This window comes from Pseudomonas sp. F2 (assembly GCF_057174385.1).
Genome location: NZ_CM169904.1, coordinates 3,636,804 through 3,651,988 on the forward strand (window position 1 = coordinate 3,636,804; position 15,185 = coordinate 3,651,988).

15 protein-coding genes are annotated in these 15,185 nt (G+C 61.8%); 5 read left to right on the forward strand and 10 right to left on the reverse strand.

All coding sequences use genetic code 11. The features are described from left to right. Positions 1–68: 68 nt before the first annotated feature. Positions 69–638 carry a GNAT family N-acetyltransferase gene (locus tag AC193Q_RS16325; protein WP_121187328.1) on the reverse strand — a complete coding sequence of 190 codons (570 nt, stop codon included), beginning with the start codon at positions 636–638 and terminating at the stop codon, positions 69–71. Positions 639–720: 82 nt separating this feature from the next. On the opposite strand from AC193Q_RS16325, the gene AC193Q_RS16330 reads away from it, so the two are divergent. Together AC193Q_RS16330 and AC193Q_RS16335 are read left to right on the forward strand one after the other, a co-directional pair. Beyond that, entirely contained in the window at positions 721–1,641 is a 921-nt protein-coding gene (locus AC193Q_RS16330; RefSeq protein ID WP_047296732.1) for a histone deacetylase family protein, read from the forward strand. A 278-nt stretch (positions 1,642–1,919) separates the two neighbouring features. Beyond that, positions 1,920–3,164, forward strand: coding sequence for a TIGR03862 family flavoprotein (locus tag AC193Q_RS16335; protein WP_483878613.1), 1,245 nt, complete (start codon positions 1,920–1,922; stop codon positions 3,162–3,164). A 135-nt stretch (positions 3,165–3,299) separates the two neighbouring features. Here AC193Q_RS16335 and rhlE1 read toward each other — a convergent pair whose 3' ends face one another. Together rhlE1 and yedA are read right to left on the reverse strand one after the other, a co-directional pair. Continuing rightward, the gene (gene rhlE1 / locus AC193Q_RS16340) at positions 3,300–4,640 is read right to left on the reverse strand and encodes an RNA helicase RhlE1 (protein WP_047296736.1); all 1,341 of its coding nucleotides are present in this window, start codon (positions 4,638–4,640) and stop codon (positions 3,300–3,302) included. 65 nt (positions 4,641–4,705) lie between these two features. Next, positions 4,706–5,647 carry a drug/metabolite exporter YedA gene (gene yedA / locus AC193Q_RS16345; protein ID WP_047296738.1) on the reverse strand — a complete coding sequence of 314 codons (942 nt, stop codon included), beginning with the start codon at positions 5,645–5,647 and terminating at the stop codon, positions 4,706–4,708. A 163-nt stretch (positions 5,648–5,810) separates the two neighbouring features. Here yedA and AC193Q_RS16350 point away from each other — a divergent pair, with 163 nt between their 5' ends. Further along, positions 5,811–6,263, forward strand: coding sequence for an Lrp/AsnC family transcriptional regulator (locus AC193Q_RS16350; RefSeq protein ID WP_041065134.1), 453 nt, complete (start codon positions 5,811–5,813; stop codon positions 6,261–6,263). Positions 6,264–6,407: 144 nt separating this feature from the next. On the opposite strand, the gene AC193Q_RS16355 is transcribed toward AC193Q_RS16350, so the two are convergent. From AC193Q_RS16355 to AC193Q_RS16365, 3 genes are all read right to left on the reverse strand, one after another. Further along, positions 6,408–7,013, reverse strand: a complete 606-nt coding sequence (locus AC193Q_RS16355) for a 3'-5' exonuclease (RefSeq protein WP_047296741.1) — start codon at positions 7,011–7,013, stop codon at positions 6,408–6,410. Between the two features lie 35 nt (positions 7,014–7,048). Beyond that, a complete protein-coding gene (locus tag AC193Q_RS16360; protein ID WP_041065128.1) occupies positions 7,049–7,528 on the reverse strand; it encodes an NYN domain-containing protein in 480 nt (159 codons plus the stop codon). Positions 7,529–7,772: 244 nt separating this feature from the next. Next, positions 7,773–8,531: a DUF2076 domain-containing protein gene (locus AC193Q_RS16365; protein WP_483878614.1), complete on the reverse strand. Its 759-nt coding sequence runs from the start codon at positions 8,529–8,531 to the stop codon at positions 7,773–7,775. 178 nt (positions 8,532–8,709) lie between these two features. Here AC193Q_RS16365 and AC193Q_RS16370 point away from each other — a divergent pair, with 178 nt between their 5' ends. Together AC193Q_RS16370 and AC193Q_RS16375 are read left to right on the forward strand one after the other, a co-directional pair. Beyond that, positions 8,710–9,384, forward strand: a complete 675-nt coding sequence (locus AC193Q_RS16370) for a YciC family protein (protein ID WP_047296744.1) — start codon at positions 8,710–8,712, stop codon at positions 9,382–9,384. Positions 9,385–9,458: 74 nt separating this feature from the next. Then, positions 9,459–10,538 carry an endonuclease/exonuclease/phosphatase family protein gene (locus tag AC193Q_RS16375; RefSeq protein ID WP_483878615.1) on the forward strand — a complete coding sequence of 360 codons (1,080 nt, stop codon included), beginning with the start codon at positions 9,459–9,461 and terminating at the stop codon, positions 10,536–10,538. Positions 10,539–10,647: 109 nt separating this feature from the next. On the opposite strand, the gene AC193Q_RS16380 is transcribed toward AC193Q_RS16375, so the two are convergent. The 4 genes from AC193Q_RS16380 to AC193Q_RS16395 form a co-directional block, all read right to left on the reverse strand. Further along, positions 10,648–11,484 (reverse strand): ABC transporter ATP-binding protein, encoded by an 837-nt coding sequence (locus tag AC193Q_RS16380; RefSeq protein ID WP_041065116.1) that lies wholly within the window; start codon positions 11,482–11,484, stop codon positions 10,648–10,650. After that, entirely contained in the window at positions 11,472–12,275 is an 804-nt protein-coding gene (locus tag AC193Q_RS16385) for an ABC transporter permease (protein ID WP_041065113.1), read from the reverse strand. Before AC193Q_RS16385 ends, AC193Q_RS16380 begins: the two co-directional genes overlap by 13 nt. A 10-nt stretch (positions 12,276–12,285) precedes the next feature. Then, entirely contained in the window at positions 12,286–13,272 is a 987-nt protein-coding gene (locus tag AC193Q_RS16390) for an ABC transporter substrate-binding protein (RefSeq protein WP_483878616.1), read from the reverse strand. 377 nt (positions 13,273–13,649) lie between these two features. After that, positions 13,650–15,140 (reverse strand): aldehyde dehydrogenase, encoded by a 1,491-nt coding sequence (locus AC193Q_RS16395; RefSeq protein WP_131671562.1) that lies wholly within the window; start codon positions 15,138–15,140, stop codon positions 13,650–13,652. Positions 15,141–15,185: the final 45 nt, after the last annotated feature.

Below are 15,185 nucleotides of genomic sequence, written 5' to 3' on the forward strand. Positions count from 1 at the left end.
TGGCTGCGGCGGCCCATTCAGGTTCTGGCGCGAGCCATTGTCGCGCCATTGTAAACGTCCGTGTCGGCTTAGCCATGCAGGGTTTGCAGCCATTGCTCCCTGGTAATCCGGTACAACACATGCCGGCGTAACGGGTGATCGACGGCAATTTTGGGGTGATCGAAATCATCGGCCGGATCGTGCTGCATGCCAATCGCTTGCATGACTTTCTCCGAGGGCAGATTGCTCTGGGCGGTGAAGGACACGATTTCCTTCAGCGACAACCGGTCAAAGCCGCAACGCAGAGCGGTCCATGCCGCTTCGCTGGCATAGCCCAGCCCCCAATGCTCGCGGGCCAGGCGCCAGCCGATTTCCACCGCTGGCGTGAACGGGGCATCGAAACCGACCACACCCAGACCGGTGAAACCGATGAACTCGCCGCTGTCCTTGCGCTCCAGCGCCCATAATCCGAAGCCGTGTTCGGCAAAATGGCCGCGCACCCGACCAATGAGCGAAGCACTTTCCAGGCGGCTCAAGGGCTGTGGAAAGTAACGCATGACCTGCGGATCGGCACACATCGCCGCAAATGCCGGCAAATCCTCGTCCTGCCATTGGCGCATCAGCAATCGCGCACTTTCCAGTTGCAGTATCGGCTCCATCATGCCCCTCCGTTTCCATGCCGCCAGTCTACATCGCTGGTAGGATCGTTCACTCTTTCCATCGTTCCTACATGAAGTCGCCATGCCACTGCCGTTGATCTACCACGAAGACTACAGTCCCGAGTTTCCGGCGGATCACCGCTTTCCGATGGACAAGTTCCGTTTGCTGCGCGACCACCTGGTCGACAGCGGCCTGACCCGCGACGCCGACCTGCTGCGCCCGGAGATCTGCCCCAACGACATCCTCGCTCTGGCCCATGACCGTCGCTATATCGAACGCTACATGAGCGGCGAGTTGTCCCGCGAAGACCAGCGGCGCCTTGGCTTGCCCTGGAACGAAGCGCTGGCGCGGCGTACGGTGCGGGCGGTCGGCGGTTCGATTCTGGCGGCAGAGAAAGCCCTGGAGCATGGTCTGGCCTGTCACCTCGCCGGCGGCACCCATCACGCCCACTACGATTACCCGGCCGGCTTCTGCATTTTCAATGACCTGGCGATCATCAGCCATTACCTGCTGCAAAGCGGCCGGGTGAACCGGGTGCTGATCTTTGATTGCGACGTGCATCAGGGTGATGGCACCGCACGCATCCTCCACGACACGCCGGAGGCGATCACCGTTTCCCTGCACTGTGAAAAGAATTTTCCTGCCCGCAAGGCCGAAAGCGATTGGGACATTCCGCTGCCCAAAGGCATGGGCGATGGCGACTACCTGAAGGTGGTGGATGACACGCTCAACTACCTGCTGCCGCTGTATCAACCGGACCTGGTGCTGTACGACGCCGGGGTCGATGTGCACAAGGACGACGCCCTCGGTTATCTGCAACTGACAGACGAAGGCGTCGCCGCCCGCGATGAAAGCGTGATGCGCCATTGCCTGGGCCGCGACATCCCGGTGGTTGGCGTGATCGGCGGTGGCTACAGCAAGGATCGCCACGCCCTCGCCCGCCGCCACGGCATCCTGCATCACAGCGCGCAACGGGTCTGGACGTCACACGGTTGTCACTGAGCTGTGCTGCGTTACCCACAATGGCTGTGGAACGGCCTGTGGATAACCTGAGCGAAAGGGACTACAGCCCACAGCGAGCATGACGTACAGCGCGCTGATCATTTTTCAACCAGTCCGCCAGATTTACCGTCGATCCCCTGTAGGAGCTGCCGCAGGCTGCGATCTTTTGATCTTGTTTTCTAAGGGCCAAGATCAAAAGATCGCAGCCTGCGGCAGCTCCTACACGGATCCCGGCTGTTAGAATGCGCGCCTTATCCCGCCATACCGCAGCGCACGCCATGACCCAGACCTCCGCCCCCCTCCCCGCTCACGTCGCCATCATCGGCGGTGGCCCCGCCGGCCTGATGGCCGCCGAAGTGCTGAGCCAGGCCGGTGTGCGTGTCGACCTGTACGACGGCATGCCCTCGGTGGGGCGCAAGTTCCTGCTGGCCGGGGTCGGCGGCATGAACATCACCCATTCCGAACCTTACCCGGCGTTCCTCGCGCGCTACGCCGAGCGCGCGCCGCAGATCGCGCCCTTGCTGCGAGGCTTCGATGCCGATGCGTTGTGCCGCTGGATTCATGAACTGGGCATCGAGACTTTCATCGGCAGCTCCGGCCGGGTGTTCCCTACCGACATGAAAGCCGCCCCGCTACTGCGAGCCTGGCTCAAGCGTCTGCGCGACAGCGGCGTGGTTATCCACACCCGCCATCGCTGGCTCGGCTGGGATGCACACGGCGCTCTGCGCATTGCCAGCCCCGACGGCGAAATCACGGTCACACCCGACGCCACCCTGCTCGCCCTCGGCGGTGGCAGTTGGTCGCGGCTGGGTTCGGATGGCGCGTGGATGCTGCCCCTGGAGCAAAAAGGTGTAGGACTGGCGCCGTTGCAGCCGAGCAATTGCGGCTTCGAGGTGCAGGGCTGGAGCGAATTGCTTGTCAGCAAATTCGCCGGAGCACCGCTGAAAAATGTCGCCATCGGTTTGAACGACGATATCCCACGCTTGGGCGAATGCGTGATCACCGCGACCGGGGTTGAAGGCAGCCTGATCTATGCGCTGTCGGCACCGATTCGCGAGGCGATCAACGCGCAGGGTTCAGCCACGGTGCACATCGATCTGTTACCCGGCAGGCCTGTGGATAAATTACAGGCAGCGTTGGGCAAACCGCGCGGCTCGCGCTCGATGGCCAAGCATCTGCACAGTCAGGTCGGGATTGATGGGGTGAAAGCGGCGTTGTTGCGCGAGCTGAGTGACGCGGCGACCTTTGCCGATCCGGCGCTGCTGGCGCGGGCGATCAAGGCGTTGCCGTTGACCCTGGTGAAACCCCGTCCGCTGGACGAAGCGATCAGCAGTGCCGGTGGCGTGACGTTCGAGGCGCTGGATGAGCGCTTGATGCTCAAGACCTTGCCGGGAGTGTTTTGCGCGGGGGAGATGCTGGATTGGGAAGCGCCGACGGGCGGCTATCTGCTGACCGGGTGTTTTGCCAGTGGGCGGGCGGCGGGGTTCGGCTTGCTCGAGTGGCTTCAGCACAAAACCCTGTAGGAGCTGCCGAGTGAAACGAGGCTGCGATCTTTTTACCGTTAAAAACAAGATCAAAAGATCGCAGCGTGCCGCAGCTCCTACAGGGAAATGCATTCCCGACGTACCAGCGAAGGTGTCCTTAGCGATGCCACATCATCAAGGCTTGCGCTTGCGCGGCCCGGTATTGAACACCGGCACTTTACGCACAGGCTTGATCGACGGCTCAGGTGCCTGAGTTTCGCCACTGTCGACCCACTTGCCGAGATTGCGCTTGCCGCCACCGCCACCGGACGTCTTCGGTTTTTTCGGTTTCTTCGGCTTCTTGATCACCTGACCGCTGGCATCGGTCTCCGGCACGCGGTGCTCGGGTTCGAAGTCCGGTTCGTTCTGACGCTTCAAGGTCTGACGGGTGAGCATCTCAATGGCCGAGAGCATGTTCACTTCATCGGCACACACCAGCGAGATCGCCTCGCCCGTTGCACCGGCACGGCCGGTACGACCGATGCGATGGATGTAATCCTCGGCCACGATCGGCAGGTCGAAGTTGACCACCAGCGGCAAATCTTCGATATCCAGACCCCGAGCCGCGACGTCGGTCGCCACCAGAATCTGCACTTCACTGAGTTTGAAACGATCCAGTGCACGCTGACGGGTCGCCTGCGGTTTGTCGCCGTGGATACCGTCGGCGTTCACACCAAGGCCCTGGAGTTTTTCCACCAACGCGTCCACGCCGTTGCGGGTCTTGGCAAACACCAGCACCTGCTTCCACTTGTTCTTGCGCATCAGGTGCACGAACAGTTCCGGCTTGCGCTTCTTGTCCACCGTCACCACCCACTGTTTGACGGTGTTGGCCGCCACGTTGCGCGGGCTGACTTCGATGCTCAGCGGATCGTTGAGCATCTGCCCGGCCAGCAGGCGAATGTCATCGGAGAAGGTCGCGGAGAACAGCAGCGTCTGACGCTTCTTCGGCAGCGCGCGATAGATGTTCGCCAGCTCTTCGGAAAAGCCGAGGTCGAGCATGCGATCGGCTTCGTCGAGTACCAGGGTTTGCAGCTGATTGAATTTCAACGCGTTCTGGCGGAACAGGTCGAGCAGACGGCCCGGGGTTGCCACCAGCAGGTCGACGCCGCCGCGCAGTTTCATCATCTGCGGGTTGATGCTGACACCGCCATACACCGCGTAGGTGCGCAACGGCAGGTTTTCCGCGTACTGGCGCACCGATTCGTGCACCTGCTCGGCCAGTTCGCGGGTCGGCACCAGAATCAGCGCACGCACCGAGTTGGCGGTGACTTTCGGCCCTTCCATGGCCAGCAACTGCAGCAGCGGCAAGGCGAAACCGGCGGTCTTGCCGGTACCGGTCTGGGCCGCAGCCATCAGGTCGCGACCGGCCAGCACGGCCGGAATGGCTTGCGCCTGGACTGGCGTCGGGGTCTGGTAGCCGAGCTTCTCAAGGGAGCGCAGCAAGGGTTCGATCAGGCCAAGGGTGGCGAAAGTCATGGGAGTACCGTAGGAAAAATCAGCGCGGTTGCGCAAAACAAGGGTGCAATGGCGCGCAGTTTACCCTAATTCACACGCGGTTCTGCTGGAACGGCGGTCTTCGGCGGCTCCACGACCAGCGGCTGCGCCGGCCGCCGCCATTGCGGCAGACCGATCAGCACCACGGCACTGATGATCACCAGCATCGCCAGCGCTTCTTCCATACCGATGGTCTCGCCGACAAACACGATCCCCAGCAACACCGCCACCGCCGGATTGACGTAGGCATAGCTGGTGGCCGCCGCCGGACGCACGTGTTTGAGCAGGTACATGTAGGAATTGAAGGCGATGATCGAGCCGAAGAAGATCAGATACCCCAGGGCCAGCCAGCCTTCCACCGGTGGCAGGGCTTTCAGGTGTTCGCCGCTGACCGCGCTGCCGATCAGCAGGACCACGCCGCCCACCAGCATTTCCACGGCACTGGCCATCGCCCCTTGCGGCAGCGGCAGGTGTTTGCTCCACACCGAGCCGAAGGCCCAGGTCGCCGCCGCGAAAATCAGCAACGCCGCGCCCAGCGGGCTCGATTGCAGATTGGAGCCCATGTTGAGCATGGCGATGCCGATAATTCCCAGCGCCACCCCGGCCCACTCCAGCCGCGTATTGCGCGCGCCCCAGAAATAGCCGCACAACAACGTAAACAACGGCACGGTCGCCACTGCCAGTGCCGCCACGCCGGACGCCACACCCGTGTGCTCGGCGACACTGACCGCGCCGTTACCGAAGCTGAGCAACAGAATCCCGATGATCCCCGCCGCTTTCCACTGCACCCAGGTCGGCGCCGGCGCGCCACGCCAGCGCAGGAAGGCGTACATCAGGCTGCCGGCAATCACGAAGCGCACCCCGCCGAGCATCAGCGGCGGCCAGTATTCGACGCCGAGGCGGATCACCAGATAGGTCGATCCCCAAATCACATACAGCGCGAAAAACGCGGCGATCAACGGCAAGGAAAAACGGCGCAAGGCAGGCATGGGCAGCTCGACAGTCAAAGGCAGGGTGAGGATTATTCTAGAAAGGCCCGCGAGCAAAAATAAGTTACAAAACCTGTTTATCGCGCCGGTACACTTTTGAAACAACGGAGATCGACGGGATAAGCCGTGATTTCGAAAGTCTGGCATTTTCAGGAGTCCGGCCTTGGACAAATACGACCGCATGCTGCTCAGCGCCCTGTTGGAAAACGGTCGCGCGTCCTACGCCGATCTGGCGCGCAAGGTGAACCTGTCCGCCCCGGCAGTGGCCGAACGGGTGGCCAAGCTTGAGGCGTCCGGCGTGATCACCGGGTACCAGGCGAACATCGACCTGTCGAAAATCGGTTTGCCGATCCAGTGCATGATCGAGTTGCGCCTGCACCAGAACGGCAGCCAGAAGGTCTACGATGAACTGGTGAAAATCCCGCAACTGACCGAGTGCTTCCGTGTGACCGGCGATCCATGCGTGATGATGAAGGGCGCGGTGGGCTCGATGACCGAACTGGAGGAGCTGATCAATCACGTGGCGAAGTTTGGCTTCAGCAAGACCTCGATTGTGTTGTCCAGCGCAATCGAGAAGCGCGTGCCGCTGAGCCATATAGAAGCCAACGGCAAATAGTTCGGGCCAACCACAAATCCACTGTAGGAGCTGCCGAAGGTTCGGGCCGCGTTCGGACGATCTTTTGACTTTGACTTTTAAAAGCAAGATCAAAAGATCGCAGCCTTCGGCAGCTCCTACAGGGGTTCTGTGTCGGGCTGGGGATCAGCGGTAGCGCTGCAGGTGTTCGCTGACTTTGGCCGCCGGGACTTTCTGCAATTTGCACAGCAAGTCATGGTTCAGCTCACGTACGCCGTGCTTGCTGCGCAGTTCATCCGCCAGATGCGCCATCAGGTTGGCCGCCATCTCCGCATCCGCCATGGCCCGGTGCGCCTGGCCGGTGTGCGGCAGGCGCGCAAATGCGGTGAGCGTACCGAGCTTGTGATTGGGTGCCGCGGGCATCAGGCGCCGGGCCAGCAGCAGTGAACAGGCGAAGTTCTGCAGACGGGTGCGTTTGATCCGTCCCAGTTCAAAGTCCCAGAATTTCTGGTCGAACGAAGCGTTGTGCGCCACCAGCGGCGTGCAGCCGACGAATTCGTTGACCTCTTCCATCACCCGCTCCGCCGCAGGCGCGCTACGCAGCATGGCGTTGCTGATGCCGGTCAGTTGCTCGATGAACGCAGGGACGCGCACACCGGCATTCATCAGGCTCTGGTAACGCTCGACGATACGGCCGTTTTCCAGCATGACCACGGCGATTTCCGTGGCGCGGCAGCTGCTGTTCGGCGACAGGCCGGTGGTTTCAAAGTCGATGACTGCAATGCGTTCCAAACCGGGTTCAACTCCGTTCAAATCAATTTTTCAGCTTAATTCTTCAGCAACAACGCGCCTTCGATCGGCACGTAACGGCTGGCGGCGCGGATCAGCGAGTTGGCGGTCAACCCGGGCACGCCGTAGGCGACTGCCTGTACGCCGTGCTTGCTGATGATGCGTTCGAGCAGCATGTCGAAGTCACCGTCACCGGAGGCCAGGACGATTTCGTCGACGTGGTCGGCGGCGTCCATGATGTCGAGGGTGATGCCCACGTCCCAGTCGCCCTTGGCCGAGCCGTCGCTGCGCTGGATGTAGGGTTTGAGTTTCACGGTGAAGCCGAGGTTGCGCAGGATCTGCTGGAACTGCTGCTGCTTGCTGTCGCCGCGATCGATGGCGTAAGCATAGGCCTCGACGATCTGCCCGTGCTTGCTCACATCCGCCCACAGCGCGGCGTAGTTGAAATGGCAACCATAGGCCTGACGCACGGTGTAGTAGAGGTTCTGCACGTCGGCGAACACTGCGATTTTTTTCACCGGGATTCCTGTGAGCGCATAGCGCACGAAGCGGGATCAGGCGCCAGGCCCGAAAAAGGCGCTCAGTATGCCAGCCCACAGGAAGGTGGCGCGAATAATCGACCCACCACTCCAGACGGATGGTGGACTGTGGCGAGGGGATTTATCCCCGATGGGCAGCGCAGCGGCCCCGAAAATGGGACTGCTGCGCACTCCATCGGGGATAAATCCCCTCACCACAGGTTTGATACTGGCGGCTTATTACTCAGACGAACGAATCGTCGTCATCGAAAAACGACGAGCTGTCATCGCTGTAGTCCGTGTCGGTAAACCCGCCCTGGTCATTGCCGGAGAAACCGTTATCGGCCACACGCTGGTCATTGCCCCAGTCGTTGCCGCTCTGGTCGGCCACCTGCGCCGGTTCTTCCTTGATCACTTCAACGATTTCTTCAGGCTGCTGGTTGTGATGGAACAGGCTGCTGATGCCCTGCGCCAACATCACGCCACCGGCCACGCCAGCGGCGGTTTTCAGGGCGCCGCCGAGGAAGCTGCTGCCCGCCGCCGGGGCGGCTTGCTGCGCGTAATTGGGCGGTGGTGCGGCATAGTTCTGTTGTGGCGCTGGCGCCGCATAGTTCTGTTGCGGTGCCGGTTCACGCCAGCCGCCGGTGGAGGCCGGAGCGCTCTGGGTCGGCGCCGGACGCGAGCTGCTGCCGCCGAAGATGCTCGACAGGAAACCGCCACCGCCGCTTGGCGCCGGGGCCGCACTCTGGGACTTGGCCGCTTGCAGTTCAGCCTGCAACTGCTGGACTTGTTGGGTCAGTTGCTTGTTCTGTTCGTCGAGGCGCTTGATGGCCGCCTCTTGCACCAGAATCGCCTGGGTCATGAAATAACCTGCCGCTGGCTGGCGGGCCAGGTGTTCCTTGATCCGCGCCTCGGCCTGGGCGTCACGCGGGGCTGCCTCCGTTTCGGCCTGTTGCAGCCGGGAAAACAGTCCATCGATCAGGGTTTGCTCTTCGCTGTTCATGGCGACCTCGTAGATTGCCGGGGATAACGTTGCCCGTGCCCACTGCGGACATGGCGCACCTCTGTAATGGAGGCAGTGACAGGATGTTTCAACGACCTTTACCGAATGTTTACGTTTGTGTCGGCCCACGCATCATCGGTTAAAGTGAGCCACTGTTTTCCACCTGCGATACCGACTGATGAATGCCTTCGATGTACTGCGCGACTCACTGTATTTTTTCAAACGCCACCTGGGCAGCATCGTGCAGCTGTGCCTGCCGCTGGTGATCTTCGAGGCGGCGCTGCAGCAAGTGGTGGATCACGTCACCGACCCGGACAGTTTCTCCGCCGCCAGCGTGGTGGTCGGTCTGCTGGTGTATCCGCTGTACACCGCCGCGCTGATCCTGTTTCTCGACGCCCGCACCCGCGGCGAAGCTCCGCGCAATCTCGATCTGCTGGCGATGTCCGCGCGCCTGTGGCCGCGTTTCGCTCTGCTCACGGCGCTCAATACCTTGCTGATTCTGCTGGGGCTGTCGTTGTATTTCCTGCCAGGCTTGATGCTGATGGTCATGCTCGCATTTGGTGAGTACCTGCTGGTGTTGCGCGGTATGGGGCCGTTGCAGGCGATGAAGGAAAGCCTGCGCCTGACCCGTGGGCATTTCTGGCGGATCCTGCTGTGCATTCTGTGTGTGATGGGGCCGTTGTGGCTGCTCAAGGGCGCGACCCTGGCGGCGTACCCCGACCCGCAGAATCCGCTGATCGCGGTACTGATCGACAGTGCGCACAGCTTCCTGCAGCTGTTCACCAGCGTGGTGCTGTTCCGCCTGTTCATGCTGATCAGCGAATTGCCTGACAAACGTAGCGGAGCAGTCTGACTTCAGGAGACTTGGGCCAAGCGTCTGCGGTCGGGTATGCTCGCAAGCACTTTTGTAACGCGATAAGCCGAGCCATGCCCCGTCTGCTGCGCTACACCCTATTGTTGATTGTGCTCGCCATCGCCCTGATCGGCGGGCTGATCTACAGCCTGACCTGGCGCCCCGGCGCGCGCGAAACCTTGCCGGTCACCTGCATAGGCACCCCACCGACACTGGTGCCCGGGCAGGCACTGAAAGTCATGACCTGGAACGTGCAGTACCTGGCGGGCAAGCGCTACGTGTTCTGGAACGACCTCGCCCAAGGCTCCGACGAAGCGCCAACCCCGGAAGACATGGCCTTCAGCCTCGACGAGGTGGCGCGGGTGATCCGGGACGAGCAGCCCGACGTGGTGCTGCTGCAGGAACTGGATGACGGCGCCAAGGCCAGTGATTACCAGAACCAGCTCAAGTTGCTGCAGGAGCGGGTCACCGACCTCTACCCGTGCAGCGCTCACGCGTTCGACTGGAAGGCCGATTTCGTTCCCGACCCGCATATTTTCGGCAGCGTTGGCCGGCAATTGGCGACCCTCAGCCGCTACCGCATCGAACACGCCGAACGCCTGCAATTACCGGTGCCGCCGGCGAATATCATCGCTCGACAGTTCGCACCCAAGGATGCGTTGCTCGCCACCAAGCTGCCGCTGAGTGACGGCGGGCAACTGACGGTATTCAACACCCATCTGGATCGCGCCAGCCAACCCGACGACACCTTGCAGGCGCAAGTGACGGCGGTGGCCAAGGTGCTCGACAAGTATGAGAGCCAGGGCCTGGCGTGGCTGATCGGCGGTGACTTCAACCTGTTGCCGCTGGGCCAGTATCAACGCCTGCCCGCCGAGCAGCGCACGCCTTATTCCATCGACAGCGCCCTGCACCTGTTATGGGACAAGTACCCGATGATCCCGACCAACAACGAGGCCAGCGGCGTCGACCGCGCCCACTGGCTGACCCACTACCCCAACGACCCCGGCCTCAACGGTCCGGATCGCACCGTCGACTACCTGTTCTACAGCCCGAAAATCAAACGGGTCGAAGCGAGCGTGCGCCAGGACGATACCTTGCGCATTTCCGATCATCTGCCGGTGATTGCGCGGTTTCTGCTGCCCGCTGCTCCCTGATCACCAATTACCGCTGTAGGAGCTGCCGAAGGCTGCGATCTTTTGACTTTTTTAAGGATAAGATCAAAAGATCGCAGCCTGCGGCAGCTCCTACAGGGGACTCATGCGATCAATGAACTTCTTCCAGGTCGTCATGCAACAACCCGAAAATCTCCCGTTTCATGTCGATAAACGAGCGCTCCATTACCATGTCCAGTGAGCGCGGACGCTCGATCGGCACGTCGAGGATCTGCTTGATTCGTCCCGGTTTGGCGCCCATGACATAGACCCGGTCGCCCAGCAGGATCGCCTCGTCGATATCGTGGGTGACGAACAACACAGTCTTCTTGCTGTTGCCCCAGACCCGCAACAATAACTGCTGCATCTGCAAACGGGTCTGGCTGTCGAGGGCGCCGAACGGTTCGTCCATCAGCAGAATCTGCGGGTCGTTGGCCAGCGCCCGGGCAATCGCCACACGCTGCATCATCCCGCCCGAGAGTTGCTTGGCGTAATTGTCAGCAAACCCGGCAAGCCCGACTTCGTTGACGTAGTAATCGACAATTTCCTTACGCCGCGCCGCCGGCATGCCGCGCCGCTTGAGGCCGAACTCGACGTTCTGCCGCACCGTCAGCCACGGAAACAGTGTGTAGCTCTGGAACACCATGCCGCGATCGGCACCGGGGCCCTGCACTTGCTGGCCGCCGACGTAGATCTCGCCTGAGGTTGGCTCGGCGAGGCCGGCGGTCAGGTACAACAGGCTCGATTTGCCGCAACCTGACGGCCCGACCAGCACCGCGAACTGCTGATCCGGCACCTCGAACGACACCTGTTCCAGCGCCGTGAACGTACCGCCATCAGGCTTTTTGTAGCGCAGGCTGACCTTGTCCACTTGCAGGCGCGGGGCGGCTTGCGGCGCCGCAGCGCGCGATTCGGTAAAGCGATGATTGGCGGCAGTTACTGAGCCCATGCGGCAACCCTCAGGCGGAGAAAGCGGAACAGTTGATCGGTGACCAGCCCCAGCAGGCCGATGATCGCGATGGCGAGGAAAATCACGTCGACCTGAAAACCGCGCATGGCTTTCAGGCTCAGGTAACCGAGGCCGCTCGACGCAGCGACCAGTTCGGCCACCACCAGATAGGTCCAGGCCCAGCCCATGGTCACGCGCAAGGTGTCGAGCACGCCGGGCACCGAGGCCGGGGCGATCACATGCAGCACCGCGTCGCGGCGGTTGGAACCGAGCGTGTAAGAGGCGTTGATCAGGTCCTTGGAGATGCCCTTGGACACATCCGCGATCATCACCAGTTGCTGGAAGAACACGCCGAAGATGATCACCGATACCCGCTGTTCCAGACCGATGCCAATCCACAGGATGAACAGTGGCACGAACGAGGTCACCGGCAGGTAACGGATGAAGTTGACCAGCGGTTCGAGAAACGCCTGGACGATGCGAAAGCTGCCCATCAGCAACCCCAGCGGCACCGCCACCAGCGACGAGACGATGAACCCGACCATCACCACTTCGACACTGGCCCACACATGGGTGCCAAGGGTGCCGTCGCGGCTCAGGCGCACGGCGGCTTCAACCACCGCGCCGGGCGTCGGCAGAAACATCCCCGGGACGATGCCGCCGTAGGACAGCCCGGCCCACAGCCCGACCAGCAACACCCAGGCCAGACCACTGGCGCTCCATACCACCGGCACCGGCAAGCCGGTCTTCGGTGTGATGCAGCGACTCAGCCATGAATTGCGCTTGAACATGACCAGTCTCCTAGAGCGGGCTGACGAAACGGTTATCCACCAGATCGTCGTTACTGACGTTATAGGGCTTGCCCTGCAATTCGCTGGCGGTTTCGTTGGCCAGTTTAATCAGCGGTGCGCTGTCACCCGGCGCGCCCGGTTTGCCCAGCAGCTTCTCGCTCATGGCCTGATCGTAGAAACGCACGCCTTGCGCTGCAGCAGCCAGTTCCTTCGGATCGGACAGATAACCGCCGACGCCCTTGGCCATGATTTCGTAGGCTTGCTGTGGATGGTCCTTGGTGTATTGCACCGCTTTGTAGAGACCGGCGACCAGCGCCTTGACGTCTTCGGGCTGCTTCTCGATCACCGTGCAGTTGAGCGCCACGACATCGACAATCACCCCGGGCGTGCTGCTGCTGTCGATCAGCACTTTGCCCTGCTGCTTGTCGCGCACCATCGACAGGTGCGGTTCCCAAGTCACGGCGGCCGGCACGCGACCGGCAATGAACGCGGTGGCAGCATCGTCGGCAGTCATGTTCTGCACGGTGATGTCGCTCATTTTCATGCCGTTCTTTTTCAGCAGATAGGAGAGCCAGAACTGCGAGGTCGAACCTTCGTTGACGGCCACGGCCTGGCCCTTGAGTTCCTGCAACGACTTCACGTCCTTGCCCACCAGCACGCCGTCGCCACCATGGCTGTCATCCAGCGCCGCCACGGCTTTGAAGCAGAACTGCGGCCGGTACTTGAGCACTTCGTCGATGGTCGAGGCCGAACCGGAGAGTTGTCCGGAAGCCTGTGCGGCCATGTACATCGAAGCTTCTTCGACCACCGGCAATTCGACGGTCAGGTCGTTTTCCTTGAAGTAGCCCAGGTCCTGAGCCAGATACAGCGTGCCATAACCCACCCAGGTGGTATGGCCGATGGACAAGGTGCCGGCCTGCGCGCCGGTCGCGACCGTGGCCGCCAGGGCGGTGATCGCCAGTGGATGGGTGAGACGGAGACACAAGGACTTGATCATGGAGCACTCCCGACGCTGTTGATTTAGTTTTGTCATGGGCAGTACGGCCAGCACCAATGATGTGAATCCACACTGCGGTCTCTGCTGGACGCTGGCGTGAACCACCGGGCTGGCAAGATCGATGGTGGCCCATGTGCGGGCTGAGGAAAATCAGGAAATTGTTGGCAGCAAATGATGAAAAAACTGCTTAGCGTGCACCGCAAAAGCGCGGGGTTGGCAGGGATGCTCACGGTCGGTGCAAGCCAGGAATTTTCACTGCCTGGGAGAATGCCATCGCTGGCAAGCCAGCTCCCACAGTAATCGTTGGTGTACCCGGAATGGGTGGACACCACAAAACCTGTGGGAGCTGGCTTGCCAGCGATAGGGTCTACGCGGTCTCAGCGCAACTGAAACCAGGTGGTTTTCAACTGGGTGTATTTGTCGAACGAGTGCAGCGACAGGTCGCGGCCGAAGCCCGATTGCCTGCCGCCGCCGAACGGCACGGTCACGTCCAGCGCATCGACGGTATTGACCGATACCGTGCCCGCCCGCAGCCTTCGCGCCACGCGGTGTGCGCGATGCAGATCATCGGTCCACAGCGACGCCGCCAGCCCGTACACACTGTCGTTGGCCAGGCGCACCGCCGCGTCTTCATCATCGAACGGCACCACCGCCAGCACAGGGCCGAACACCTCTTCGCGAAACAACGCCATGTCGGCACTCACGCCGGTGAAGATCGTCGGCTCGATGAAGTTGTCCGAGCCGTTGAAGCGCCGTTGCTGACCGCCACACACCAGGCTCGCACCCGCCTGCCCGGCCTCGCGGATGGCGCGCATGATGCTCGCCGTCTGCCGGTGATCGACGATCGCTCCGGCACGACTTTGCGGGTCGAGCGGGTCACCCGGCAACCAGCGCTCGGCCTGGGCTTTGAGGCGTTCGACAAACGCATCATGGATCGAACGCTCGACCAACAGTCGCGAGTTGGCCGAACACACTTCGCCCTGATTGAAGAAGATCCCGAAAGCGGCTTTTTCCGCCGCCAGGTCCAGATCCCGGCAATCGGCGAACACCAGATTGGCACTCTTGCCACCGCACTCCAGCCACACTTGTTTGAGGTTGGATTGCGCCGAGTACTGCATGAAATATTTGCCGACCTGCGTCGAGCCGGTGAACACCAGACAATCGACATCCGCGTGCAGGCCCAAGGCTTTGCCGGTCTGCTCGCCAAGCCCCGGCAACACGTTGAGCACGCCCGGTGGCAGGCCCGCTTCCAGTGCCAGCTCGGCCAGACGCAACGCGGAAAACGGTGATTGTTCGGCCGGTTTGAGGATCACTGAGTTACCCGCCGCCAGCGCTGGCGCAAGCTTCCACGCGGCCATGTCCAACGGGAAATTCCACGGCACCACCGCTGCCACCACACCCAGTGCTTCACGGGTAATGGTCGCCAGCACATTGACGGCGCCGGGAGCGATCTGGTCGTAGAGTTTGTCGATGCTTTCGGCGTACCAGCGAAACACCCCGGCGGCGCCCGGCACATCAATGTTGTAGGCGTCCATCACCGGTTTGCCCATGTTCAGCGAGTCGAGCAGGGCCAGCTCCTGACGATGCTCCATCAACAGCTCGGCCAGGCGCAGCAGCACTTGCTTGCGCTCGGCGGGCGGGCGTTGCGCCCAGATGCCGGCCTCGAACACATGTCGCGCGTTACGTACCGCCGCGTCCACATCCGCCCCGCCACAGGCCGCGACATTGGCCAGCAACTGGCCGGTGGCGGGGTTGATCGCGGCGAACGTCTGCCCCGATTGCGCGGCGCAGTGCTGGCCGTTGATCACGGCTCGATCGGGAAACTTCAAGGCACCGGCCTGGCGCTGCCACTCTGCAAGTTCGAACACGTCGAATGCTCCTTGGACGTTATTGTGCAGTCGATGGTGGCGCAG